A 13,551-nucleotide genomic window follows, 5' to 3' on the forward strand; every position below is an offset into this window, starting at 1 on the left:
ATGCTACAGGCGCAGATATTCATAGACAAAGACGAGGTATTTGGCACACAACCATTATACGAATTCATCATACAGTTCCTGCTGAAGCAAAATGTTGCCGGTGCAACCGCCTTCAGAGGCGTAATTGGTTTTGGGGAACATCATCAGCTGAAACGGCCCGACAGCCTTTTCAGTTTTGACGAACCACCCATGCTGATCACCTTCATCGATGAAGACGAAAAAGTAACAGACACACTGACCGCTTTACGCAAACGCGTCAGCAGTGGCTTTATCGTCATCAGCAAAGTAGACCGGTTTAATATGTAATGAATGACTGAAATACACAGACAATGATTCGCAATCTTTTAATATTCTCTCTTAAAAACAGATGGGTAATCATCCTGATGGGTCTGGGCCTTATGGGCATTGGTTACTGGTGTTTTACCCAACTGAAAATAGAAGCCTATCCTGACATTGCTGATACCAACGTCATTATCGTGGCGCAATATCCTGGTCGTGCGGCAGAAGAAGTGGAGCAGCAGGTCACCATTCCCATAGAAAGGGCATTACAGAATACGCCCAACGTACTCGATCGCAGAAGCCGTACAATCTTCGGCCTGAGCGTTGTACAGCTGACCTTCACGGACGGAACAGACGACTACTTCGCTCGCCAGCAGGTAAACGAACGACTGGCCACAGCGGAATTACCGGATGGCGTAGCCCCTGAACTGGCGCCGCTGACGACAGCGGTCGGTGAGATATTACGTTATGTAGTAGAAGCGCCACCCGAATATACACCGACAGAAATACGCGACCTGCAGGACTGGGTCATCAAACCTAATCTGTTGCAGGTACCGGGTATCGCGGATATTACCACCTTCGGCGGACCACTCAAGCAGTTTCATATTCTCACAGCGCCAGATAAACTGCGCAAGTTTGACCTGACCATGCAGGACATGATAGACGCTGTACAGAAGAATAACCAGAATACGGGGGGGAATATCATCAACCGCGGGGAACAGGGATTTGCCGTACGTGGGTTGGGGGCTGTAAAAACAGAACAGGACATCCAGAATATCGTACTCAAAGCAGCGAACGGTATGCCTGTCTACCTGCGTGACGTAGCTACTGTAGAAGTAGCGCCGCCCCCACCCAGCGGAGTGATGGGATATACTATCAATGCCACTAAAACAAATGTGAGCAATGGCGTGGAAGGGATCATTCTGCTGCGCAGATATGAGAATCCCAGCGAGGTATTAAAAGCGCTGAAAGAAAAGATGCAGGACCTGGAACAGAACGAATTGCCCAAAGGTGTACACCTTCGTACTTTATACGACCGTAGTTTCCTGATCGATCATTCACTGGAAACTGTAGGTCATACCCTGCTGGAAGGCGTCTCTATCGTAGTGATCATCCTGATCTTCTTCCTGGGTAGTCTGCGTAGCGCATTGGTAGTAGCGCTGACCATTCCATTCTCCTTATTGTTTGCGTTTATATTGATGCGGCTCACCGGGATACCGGCCAATCTGCTATCCCTCGGCGCCATTGACTTTGGTATTATCGTGGATGGCGCCTGCGTCATGGCAGAACATCTGATACGAACATACCGCACTGCCACACCGGAAGAAAAGAAGAAAGGCATTATCGCCCTCACCTTACGTTCTTCACAGGAAGTGGGCCGTGAGATCTTCTTCTCTGTTACCATCATCATCCTGGCTTATATGCCGATCCTGCTGATGACAAGGGTGGAAGGTAAACTCTTCTCCCCGATGGCACTGACACTGGCATTCGCAGTGATCGGCTCCATGCTGGCAGCACTGACACTGATACCGGTACTGATCTCATTTGCCTTTAAAAAAGCCTTCAGCAATACAGAAAAGCCGATGAAAGTACATAGGAATGTGGTACTGGACTTTCTGTCCAATCAATACTCCCGCGTACTGACACGTGTCATGAAATGGCCTAAAGCGACCGTTTTAGGCGGTTTTACAGTCGTGATACTGTTGGTTATGCTAGGTGGTAGTCTGGGCTCTGAATTCCTGCCGGAACTGGATGAAGGCTCTATCTTCCTGCGTGGCAACTTCCCGGCGGGTATCACTATACAGGAAAATGCGAAGTATTCTCCGAAGATCAGGGAAGTGATCGCGAAGTATCCACAGATCTCTTTTGTGATCACACAGGCAGGACGTAATGACGATGGTACAGATCCATTCCCTTCCAACCGTAATGAAATACTGGTAGGACTGAAAGACTATCAACTCTGGAGTGATACCATTTCCAAAAAGACACTGGTGACCAACATCCGGCATGACCTGGAAAAAGCAATGCCTTCTGTGAAGTTCTCGTCCGGTCAACCTATCATAGATCAGGTAATGGAGATTGTAACCGGTAGTGCGGCTGATCTGGCAATTTCCATTGTAGGCGATGATCTTACCATGATGCGGGCAAAAGCGGACACCATTGCCAACCTCGTTAAAAACATGAAGGGTTCGGAATCAGTGAATATCGAACAGGAAGGACCCTCAGAACAGATTGCCATTAACATCAACAGGGAAAACGCTGCCCGTTTTGGGATCAATGTCGCAGATATACAGAGTATGATCGAAGCAGCCATCGGCGGTAAAGCTATTTCTACGCTTTACGATGGTACCAAACGTTATGATGTGGTGATCCGTTACCTGCCGGGAGAACGTAATACGATAGAATCAGTCAAGACCTTACAGGTACCTTCTGCAACGGGAGCACTGATCCCGATGAATGAGCTGGCGGATATTTCCTATGTACAGGGGCAGACCAACATCTACCGGTACAACAACAAACGGATGGTCACTGTACGTACCAACATCCGTGGTCGTGACCAGGGCGGTTTTGTGAAAGAGATCGGGGATAAGATCAATAGACAATTATTTATCCCTAAAGGTTATTCCATCGTTTATGGCGGACAATACGAGAACCTGGAACGTGCGGGTAAACAACTGTCGCTGACCATTCCGATGACCATCATCATGGTGTTCCTGGTATTGTTTATCCTGTTCAGGAACATGCCGCAGACCTTCGTTACTGTCAGCTGTCTGTTCTTTGCCCTGGCAGGTGGTATTGTGGCGTTGTTCATCAGGGGATATCACTTCAACGTATCGGCAGGTGTAGGTTTTGTAAGCATATTTGGTATTTCTGTGATGGCGGGCGTATTGCTTGTATCAGCCTTTAACCGCTTGCGGATAAAGCCGGAACAGACATTACAGCAAAGTGTTTTACTGGGCGCCAGGGAGCAGCTGAGTGCATTGCTGTCCATCCTGATTGTCGCTATTGCGGGTCTTATACCTGCTGCCACTTCCTCAGGTATTGGTTCAGACGTACAGCGGCCACTGGCCACGGTGATCATAGGCGGATTGACAAGTACATTGCTTTTCGCCCCTTTATTGATACCTCCGTTGTATTGGTGGGTGGAGCGGAATAGGGCTGTAAAACAGGTGGTAAAAGAAGATATTGATGATCTGACAGAATAGAGAACAATGATAAGCAACGGTCAAGAAAAAAGGGCTGCGGATCTATGATCCTGCAGCCCTTAGTATTTTAAGAACGAATCAACTTATTCATTCACAATCTCACATTTGATCTTTGCACCCGCTTCTACCTTCTTAGCAATATCAGCGCCGCCCTCTTTTACCAGGCAAACGGAGAAATTCTCATCCTCCACTTTTGCTACGGCAATTTTACCCAGGGTTTTCTTCCTGTGCATTTTCTTACCGTCTACAGTTAAATCGGTGATTTCATATACACGGAATTCATCGTGTTCTTTCAGACCTGCCAGGCTACCTGCTACGATCAGTACGCGGATAGCTTCACCAACGCTGTTTTTTTCCTCTATCTGTGCAATAGAAACTGCATTCTTCAGGTTCTCACGGATAAATTTGTCAATACCAGGCGTCAGCTCCTTCATGCCATCTTCAAATGCATGTTTGCCTTTAGTAGTAGACGTAAATCTGGTGGAAGCCACTTCCTCGCCACTATTGACATCAACAACGGCAACATCAAATAACAGTTCGGCGGTGGTAGTATTCGTAATTCCGAGCGGGAGATCGGATGGTTTTGTTTCTACATTGGCTTTCAATATGTTACCGGTTACAATGTACTGAGCACCCAGTGATTTCGCTTGTGCAATAGCTCCTGCGTCCTGATCTGCCTGTCCTACTCCTGTCTTAATTTGCTCCAGCTTGTCTTTTCCCATCAAAGAAAAACCTCTCACTTTCAACGTAGCATCGTATACAGCATCCTGTATAGCCGTTACGTATTCAGTCCTTCCACTACTTTTGAAAGATGCTACACCTACAAGGTTCTTGGTTTGAGCGAAAGCAGATGAGAAAGCAACAATGCCGCATAATACGGATAATACTCTTTTTGTCATGGCTAGGTATTAGTTTGAAATAGCCGCCCAATTTACGACTATTCCTTTTATATATATTTTTTTATGATGAATGTCCCTAACCGGCACGCTGGTCTTGTTTCACAGGCAGGATAATGGTAAACGTAGCACCTTCTTTTTCACGGCTATGTGCAGTGATCAGGCCATTATGCTTATCAATGATCTTGCGGGTGACCGCCAGTCCGATACCGGTCCCTTCATATTTGTCTTTCGTATGCAAACGCTGAAAGAGCACAAATATTTTGTCCAGGTATTTTTCATCAAACCCTATCCCGTTGTCTGTGATAGAGATACATACAAAAGGTCCGTCCGTTTCCTGCGGACTATCAAACTTTTTTTCTTTTATGCGGGTAGCCGTAATGTTGATAACCGGCTGAATATCTTTGCGGGAGAATTTAAAGGCATTGCTCAACAGATTCTGGAACACCTGGCGTAACTGTCCGGGAACGGCTTCTATCACCGGCATTGGCGATACGGTCACCCTGGCATTCTTTTCCTGTATAAGTATCTCAAGATCAGAGAGTATCTCATTGATAATCACTTTCAGATCTGCCTGTTCGAAGAAGCTGACCTGCGATAAACGGGAGAAACGCAGCAGGTCATCTATCAGACTGGCCATACGGGCTGAAGACCCGATAATCCGGCTCAGATAGTCGCGCGCCTTATCTTCCATACCTGCCTGATACCTGTCTTTCAACATGTTACCAAACATATGGATCTTCCGGAGCGGTTCCTTCAGGTCATGAGAGGCGACAAAAGCGTATTGCTGTAATTCGGCATTACTGGATTCCAGGTCCTCATTCGCCTGTTTTAATGCAAGCGTACGCTCCTCTATACGCTGCTCCATTATCTCCGCAGCCAGTTTCTGCTCATGAATATCGGTGCTGGTACCTACCAGCGCAGTCGACTTTCCATCCGCATCCTTTTGTGCACGGGTACGGTGCAGGAACCAGTGAAAATTGCCTTCATGATCACATATACGCACCTCCATGGAGAAATCTTCCTTGAATCTGACAGCGCGCTCCAGGCTATTTTTCCAGGCTTTTATTTCATCAGTATGGATCACACTTCCCCATCCCTGTTCCTGTAATTCCTGGAGGGACTTGCCGGTATAAGCGATAAACTGCTCATTGACAAAGTTCACATTCCCATCTGGTTCTGCTGTCCAGAGTATTAACGGAATAGATTCGGCCAGGAAGAGTTTTTCTTCCCTGTTGACCACCGCCTGTCGCTCTGCCTGACGTAGGTTAGTCACATCCATCAGTGAACCCAGCATACGGTAAGGTGTAGCATATTCATCTACCAACAGGTAGCCACGGTCCAGTACAAAAGCATATGTACCGTTTTCCCGGCGCATTCTGTAGCCTTCCGTCCACTGACTCTGTTTGGTATTGATCGCCCGGGAAATACTGTTTTTCACACGGTCACGGTCCTCCGGATGGATATTATCCTGCCAGAACGTACGATTATTGGATCCTTCTTTCTGATAACCGTATGTAGCGTAAAAATTATCACTCCACCATACGGTATTGTTGGTCAGATTCCAGTCCCATACCGTGTCATTAGTTGCTTTGGATACCAGGCGGAAACGCTCTTCACTCATGGTGAGTTCACGTGTTCTTTCCAGCACTTTATATTCCAGATCGGAGTTCAGGGTACGCAGACTCTCCCTGGCCTGCACCAGTTCATTGTAGTTTCTGCGTAAACGGTCTTCCGCGTCTTTCTTTTCAGTTACATCGGCACAGGTGATCACCATATTGCCATCCTGTGTTTTTACACCCGACATTTCATACCAGTAATCCTGCTGTTTACTTTCCAGGTGGAATTCAGTATGCAACACCGCCTCATGATCTACCACCTGTATGTATTTCTCAAACAGTCCGTGGTCCAGCAAAGACGACATGGTCTGCTTCATGGAAGGATGTTTCTGAGAAGCGACATCTTTACCCAGGAAACGCAGCCCTTCACTGTTTGCTGCCACCAGACGGAAGTCAGTAATGACGCCCACCTCATTCCTGACCGGTTTGAATGCGAGGATAACATTCGTACTGGCATTGAATACGCCTTTCAACAGCATATCCAGCTCCTTGATCATGGTAATATCCACAAAAGTGATCACCACACCATCCGTCTGCTTATCCTGCCGGATATAGGGCAGAATCTTCATCAGGTGCATATTGCCATTACTCAGCACCATCTCTTTTTCCACGATACGCCGGCTCCTGATCACCGCATGAATATCCTCTACCATACTATCCTGCTGGATATTGGTGGAGATATGATTGATAGGACGGCCTACATCAGAAGGGATCAGGTTGATCATTTTTATAGCGGCCTGATTGAACTTACGGATACGCATACTACCGTCTACGAACACCTGTCCGATGTCCGTACTGCGGAAATAGTTATCCATATCATCATTTAGTTCTACCAGTTCCTTGATCTTGAGCTGGTGCTCTGTATTGAGGGTATGCAGCTCCTCATTAAGGGATTGCAGTTCCTCATTGCTGGATTGCAACTCCTCATTGGCGGAAAGTAATTCCTCATTACTCGATTGCAATTCCTCATTGGAGGTTTCCAATCCCTCTATCGCCATCTGAAGATTGGTACGGGTTTCGCCCAATTCTGCCTCCAGCGACATGATATGTTCTTTTATATCTGCCGGTTGTGCATGCGTATCAGGCGTATCTCCCGATACATTGTTTTTTTCCACATCTTCATTGAACACCACCATGGTATACTGCATATTGGCGGTACCAGGTTTGATCATGATGTTAACCACCCGTACACCTTCCGGCGTAGTCACTTTTACCCCTTTCACCATCGATTTCTTTTCGGTGGTCCAGGCCTGTCTCAAAGCGATATTGAGCGCCATGGAAAGGTCGCCGGGCACCATCTTCAGCAGGTTCAGATTCAATCTCTTCTCCGGCAGAGAAAGAAATTTCTTATAGTTCCCCAGCGCTTCATGAATCTCATATGCCTTATCAATATACACCGCCGCATAACCGAAATCTTCTGCCATCACTTCACGGAAATCTTCCAGCAGATTGGTGCTTTTTTTCTCCGCGCTCATACGCATATTTCCATTTGCACGTACTTCACGGTTTTGCCGGATATATTCCAGCGGACTATAAAGATTATCCGGTAAAGGAGAACGGGAACTGTCTGTTTTGCGATAGATCTTCCACTTCTGGCTTAATTCTTCCAGTCCGCCGCGTATCAGCGAAGCTGATTCACTAGGCCCCAGGAAGAGTATGCCCCCGGTATTCAGCGCGAAATGCAATGAGGAAAGCACCTGTCTTTGCAACACATTCTCCATGTAAATGAGCATGTTGCGACAGGTAACAAGGTCATTTTTGATAAAGGGAGGGTCCTTTAAAATATTATGACGCGCAAACACGATCTGCTTACGCAGGCGTGGCGCGATCTGGTATTTCTTGTCTTCTTTTATGAAGTATTTCTTCAGGATGGAAGGCTCTACTTCCTTCACTACTGAAGAAGGATAAATCCCTCTGGCGGCAAACTCGATCGCATTGCTATCAATATCGGTAGCGAAGATCTTTATATCCAACCATTTATTCTTTTCCTGCAGACACTGATCCAGCATTATGGCCAGCGAATATGCCTCTTCTCCGGTGCTACAAGCAGTAACCCATATTTTCAGAATAGCGCCTTCTTCTTTCTCTTCTACCAGTTTACTGATCACCTGTTCTTTCAATATGTCGAAAGCAGTTTTATCCCTGAAAAAGCGGGTAACGCCAATGAGGAAATCTTTGGCGAGCGCCTTACTTTCCTCTTCGCTTGACCGCAGTAATTGCAGGTATTCTTCCAGTGTTTTTATATTGAATTGCGCCATTCGCTTCGCGATACGGCGGGTAATAGTAGGCGGTTTATAATGATGAAAATCCTGGCCGCTATGTTCTCTCACCAACTGAAATACTTCTGCCAGTAACTCTTCATCGATCTTGCCATTAAAGACCTGTACCGGCATATCCTGGATATAGTTATAGATCTCTCCCGGCATAAATTCGGGAGCCAGCACATAATCCATATTTTCAGAACCGATCACACTGCGGGGCATACCGTCAAACTTGGCAGTCTCCGGGTCCTGGACCATCACCATTCCACCAGCTTTTTTCACAGCAGCAGCACCTTTGGTGCCGTCTGTACCCGTACCGGAGAGAATAATACAGATAGCCTGACGGCCCTGATCTTTTGCAAGAGAAAAAAGAAAGGTATCAATAGCGGTATTAGGGGCTTTCTCTGCTGGTTTCTGTACCAGTCTGAGACGTCCCTGCTCTACGATAATTTCTTTGTTATTGGGAATGACATATACACAGTCATTCTCGATTCCCATATCTTCCTCCACCTCTCTTACTTTCATATTAGTGTGCTTGGAAACCAGTTCCACCAGCAGACTTTTATAATCGGGAGACAAGTGCTGAATAATAACAAATGACAGGTTGCCGTATTCCGGCATATTATCAAAGAATTCATGGATGGCTTCCAATCCACCTGCAGAGGCTCCTATAGCTACTATGTAGTTCGCTTTCTTCATTCAATATTTACGAAATAACCATTTTCATACCAATTCATCCTTGGGTACACTCAATCGAGGCCTCTAACAATAAATTCCAGGATAAAGTTACGGAGCAAGCCAGCCATCTGGATTTCTGTTTGCTTCCAGGAAAGTGCTGTATTACGGACCGTCTGCTGCCAGATACTAAACGAGTTGCGGGGATGGTATTGTATATTATCTTTTTCGAAACGTACCGCCTCATTGGGATTTCCTCCCCAGTTCACCTGCTGAATCACTTCCGGGCGGAAAACCACCAGGAACTCTCCCTTATTAGGCTGGATAGGAATGACCAGTATACCGCTGGCAATTTCCGCATACTGTATAGAGGGTTCGTAGGTTCCTGGCAGATGAAGTTCCTGGAATACCTGGCCGGAAGCAGAAGTACTCTGCAACCAGAGGAACAGGTCCTTCAGTTCATTTTTGTCAGGCACTTTACCAACAGTCTCCAGGCGCCTGTTGTGCATCATCGCAGCGCCAGCCCCATCGAGCAGCTGTAAAACATTTATTTCACGCCCCAGTAATCCCTCCGTCAGGTCACTACCGGTAAATACCTGTTCTACGAGGCGGGTATGCACATCGTGTAATTTCGTGTATTCGTCACTTTGTTCTTTATAATAAAGCGACTGGATACGTGCGGCGATAATATCTGAGAGCAATTCAAACAACGCCCTGCCTTCGTAAGGCAACTGGTATGCCGTACGGTGGTGGCAGGAGAACAGTCCCCATAACTGGCCATCTTTCAGGATACGGCAGGACATGGAAGTCATGATCTCCATGTTCTTCATATATTCCAGGTGTACGGCAGGCACACTGCGCAGGTTACATCCGGAGAGGTCAGTAAAAGCGTTAGTCAGCGGATTGATCACCGGGTAAAGGCTTACAGGCACATATTCCCTGTTGGGGATCATGCGGTAAGGATTGTCCAGGTACATCGCCCTGGCCTGACGGGGAATGTCAGATGCCGGGAAGGTGAGGCCCAGATAAGATTCCATACCAGGTTCCTGTTCTTCAGCGATCACGGTACCATTCCAGTCTTTGTCAAACTGGTATACCATTACCTTGTCGTATCCGGACAAGGCTTTCAGCTGTTTTGCAGCTGTTTCACAGGCAACCTGGATAGACGGCGCCGCATTGATAGCGGCCATCGCATACTTCAGCTGCTGATAAATATTGATGAAAGAATTTTCTTCACCAGCCGGGCTCAATGCTTCTATTTCAAGTATCAACGCTTCCCCTGACAAGTGGGTGATAGCCAGATAATCTCTAGGGCCATCCGCACCTGTAAAGGTCAGGGTAAAAGGCAGTTTATTCACCAGACCTTCATCCAGTTTGCGCTGTAGTTCCTTCATCTGGCTGGCCGGGATATAATCTGACAACAGGGTATCCACTATTTCCGGCGCCTGCCGGCCTACGGCCACTGTAATATTTTCACTGACCTGTACAATCTTATAATCTGCCTGCCGGATTACCAGCAGCATACCATAGGGCTGTATCAGGTTAATCTGATGAAGGGGTACGCTTCCACAAAAAGTGGAATCAAAATTTCTTTTCTGCATATGATGGGTCTGAGTGGGTTAATGAAAAATGATTACTGTCCCTGTTGCTGGAGCGCCCACAATCTGAAGCGCTCAAAAGTAGCCGCTGCTGCATCCAGCATTTTTTGCTGCTGGGTTTCATCACCATGATATCCTTGCAAATAGTGTACAAAGGTATCCCAGTAAGACTGGGTATCAGCGCCGTAACCATTAAAGAATGACAATGCTTTTGGCAGTTCGGGGGCTGCCAGGTTCCGCATGAGTATCTGACAGATCACCTGTCCGCCCAGTGTAGAACCTTCCAGCACATACATAGCGCCCAGTGCCTGTGCGTTATCTGTTATCTCAGGTATATCTGTGCAACAGCGAGGTGTAGTGGCAGGTGCGCCGCTGATGGCGGCTATATCATCCAGTAAAAGGGATGCTTTCCTCCGTCGTTCGAAACCTCCTGGAAAGGAGATATCCATATGTGCAGCAATATGCTGCTCCAGCGGATAATAGTAACCATAAAAAAGTTGTAACAGCTTTATATACGCGGCAGGCGTATTGGCAGCTTTTATGCTGGGAATCAGTACACGCTCAAGTTCCTGATGCTGTTTCCCCGTACGTTCCCTTAACAGTTCGATCATTATTATACACAATTATTAAGTTGTCGAGAGTAGTTAAAAGTACGGTGAATATGTGTGTAGTCTGTGTGGAAAGATTTCTACGGTAACTGAACAACTGTAAACCAATAGGTATGCAGCATGCGGGTAAACGCTACCAGGTCAGAAAAGTTGGCGGGTTTGATCGTATAACTATTTACGCCCAGCTCATAACATTTTGAGATATCCTTCGCCTCTGTAGAGGTAGTTAAAATAATGATCGGCAACCATTTCAGGCTGGCGTGTTCCTTTATTTCGCGCAGTGCTTCACGACCGTCTTTACGCGGCATGTTCAGATCGAGCAAAATAATGCTGGGGAATGGATACTTTTCCTCATCGGCATATTTACCCTGCCTGTTAAGATAAAACATCAATTCTTCTCCATTCTCGACAAAACGCAATTCAGTGTCTGCCCCACTCTCTTCAAAGGCCACCTTTATCAGTTCCTTGTCGTCTGCGTCATCATCTGCAACAAGTATACATTTCCTGCTACGTAACACCTTTTTGATCATCCAGTTTTCATTTAACGGCTAAAATTACTTAAATAAACTTGCAAAACACGCAGCGAAGTTGGGGAATTGTGCCTTGGGTCTCGTCTCCAGTTGAAAGGAGACGAGACCATTAAGGACTTATTAATGTTAAAGAAACTTATGTTCTGCTAAAGAAGTCTGCTTTTGGAGTAAACAAACAGCACTTTTAATTAGGAAGCTGTTGCAAAGGTAGCTGCAACAACATTAATACATTGATCAAATCGGGAAAAAACATTACGATATAAGGAAATATCAATGCAGTTTCAACCTGTTTTCGATCATACCGTTGAAGGAAGCCGGGCCCATGTGTACAACCGGCTTAATAGCTCCTATACGGCCTGCAGGATGACCTTCTATGTAATTCAGCGCTGACATCAGACACATTTCATTCGGATCTCCGAAATCGTGCATAACATCATCGGAAGAGGGAATATCTACGTCCATTCCATGAAAGTAGTCGCCAAATCCGTCTGCGTTCTTCATAGAGAAATTTGACAAGTATACAGTGTATTTATCAATGCGTAAACCAAAGAAACCAACCGGTTTTCCATAAGTAGTCTGCCCCACCAGTTTCACCGGCATATATGGTTTCAGGCTGTTAATTACCAGTTCGCTTGCGGAAGCAGTACTACCACTCACAATAAAAACGACCTGTTTTACAGAATTCAGTGCGCCGATATCCTCAAACTTGAAAGTATTACCGGTCACGGAATAGTCCAGATCTGCATAGGTAGCCAGATGCCCGTTCCACATTACCGTTTCTCCGGCGGCATTACGATACAGCTGTTGTTTCAGAATAGGCGCCTGGCCGTTCTGCAACAGGGTATTGAAGTATTCTGTATACATCACCTTTCCGTTCAGAGAAGCAGGTGCGATGTGATTCACCATATACTCGGCAGTCTGTGTATAACCACCTCCGTTATAACGCAGGTCCACTACAAGCGCGGTAACACCTGCAGCGGTAAACTTACTGAATGCCTGGTCCAATGCTGCCTTTGTTACATTATAATTAGAGAAACGGCTGTATGCGATATAACCTACCTTCTGCGCACCGGCATCGAGTATATCTGTTTTCAACACAGCAGTAGTCGTATAATTTTTACGGGTAAGATTCACCGTACTGGTCGTACCATTGTCTCTCTGAATCGTGATGGACACGGTTCCCTGTGCCAGAGCCGATTCAATAAAAGAGCCTGAGTTCACCGTAACAGGGGTGCCATTGAGGGCCGTCACTTTCATACCACGGGTCAATCCGGCATTGGCGGCGGCGGAAGAAGGATGTACTATACGGATACGTACGTCGGAGTTCCCGTTGGCGGAAAGACCGATGCCAAGATCATCTCCTTTGTCATTCAGGTCAACTGTACCCTGTCTTCCTCCATCGAGGCTTTCTTCAGTGATAAAAGAATACTTGGGATGCCCGGGTGTACCGGAATACTCAAAAGCCTCTCCCGTCGTAGCATTGATTTTTATCTGTGTAAGGGCATATAGCTCCCGCTGGTAGTTCTCCAGCAGATTACCGCCGGTTGCATATTGCCTGGGATTAAAAACATCATATGCCGGCAGCGCGTCGTACCACAGGTAGACCTGCTGGGCATAAAGATAGATGGAGTCCAGTGTCAGCTGCTCTCTTGAACCTTCAGCAGGTGTAGGCGGCGGCTCTGATTGTTTGTCTTTTTTGCAGGCAAACAATAAACTGGACAAAAATAGTAGCTGGATTAGGGAATTGCTTTTTTTCACCAAAGTGGTTTTAAGTTGACCTATAGAATAGTACAGTCCGATGAAATTACGAAAAAAATACAGAGTCACAATAGCACAGCCATAAAGACATTACAATAAAAACTATATGACAGAATACTAA

8 protein-coding genes are annotated in these 13,551 nt (G+C 46.4%); 2 read left to right on the top strand and 6 right to left on the bottom strand.

All coding sequences use genetic code 11. From position 1 onward, the window contains the following. Together CPIN_RS35650 and CPIN_RS35655 are read left to right on the top strand one after the other, a co-directional pair. Entirely contained in the window at positions 1-306 is a 306-nt protein-coding gene (locus CPIN_RS35650) for a putative PII-like signaling protein (protein WP_012794766.1), read from the top strand. A gap of 23 nt (positions 307-329) precedes the next feature. Further along, positions 330-3,485: an efflux RND transporter permease subunit gene (locus CPIN_RS35655; protein WP_012794767.1), complete on the top strand. Its 3,156-nt coding sequence runs from the start codon at positions 330-332 to the stop codon at positions 3,483-3,485. An 83-nt stretch (positions 3,486-3,568) separates the two neighbouring features. Here the strand turns inward: CPIN_RS35655 and CPIN_RS35660 are convergent, their stop codons facing one another. From CPIN_RS35660 to CPIN_RS37370, 6 genes are all read right to left on the bottom strand, one after another. After that, the gene (locus tag CPIN_RS35660; RefSeq protein ID WP_012794768.1) at positions 3,569-4,384 is read right to left on the bottom strand and encodes a hypothetical protein; all 816 of its coding nucleotides are present in this window, start codon (positions 4,382-4,384) and stop codon (positions 3,569-3,571) included. Positions 4,385-4,460: 76 nt separating this feature from the next. Then, the gene (locus tag CPIN_RS35665; RefSeq protein ID WP_012794769.1) at positions 4,461-8,960 is read right to left on the bottom strand and encodes a CheR family methyltransferase; all 4,500 of its coding nucleotides are present in this window, start codon (positions 8,958-8,960) and stop codon (positions 4,461-4,463) included. Positions 8,961-9,010: 50 nt separating this feature from the next. Continuing rightward, on the bottom strand, positions 9,011-10,537 hold the full coding sequence (locus CPIN_RS35670) for a GAF domain-containing protein (protein WP_012794770.1): 1,527 nt from the start codon (positions 10,535-10,537) through the stop codon (positions 9,011-9,013). Positions 10,538-10,569: 32 nt separating this feature from the next. Next, the gene (locus tag CPIN_RS35675) at positions 10,570-11,145 is read right to left on the bottom strand and encodes a biliverdin-producing heme oxygenase (protein ID WP_012794771.1); all 576 of its coding nucleotides are present in this window, start codon (positions 11,143-11,145) and stop codon (positions 10,570-10,572) included. Between the two features lie 77 nt (positions 11,146-11,222). Beyond that, complete coding sequence (locus tag CPIN_RS35680; protein ID WP_012794772.1) at positions 11,223-11,672, bottom strand: response regulator; 450 nt, start codon at positions 11,670-11,672, stop codon at positions 11,223-11,225. Positions 11,673-11,942: 270 nt separating this feature from the next. Then, positions 11,943-13,394 carry a S41 family peptidase gene (locus CPIN_RS37370; protein ID WP_148230705.1) on the bottom strand — a complete coding sequence of 484 codons (1,452 nt, stop codon included), beginning with the start codon at positions 13,392-13,394 and terminating at the stop codon, positions 11,943-11,945. Positions 13,395-13,551 lie beyond the last annotated feature (157 nt).

The organism is Chitinophaga pinensis DSM 2588, from assembly GCF_000024005.1.
In the GTDB taxonomy this organism is placed as follows: Bacteria; Bacteroidota; Bacteroidia; order Chitinophagales; family Chitinophagaceae; genus Chitinophaga; species Chitinophaga pinensis.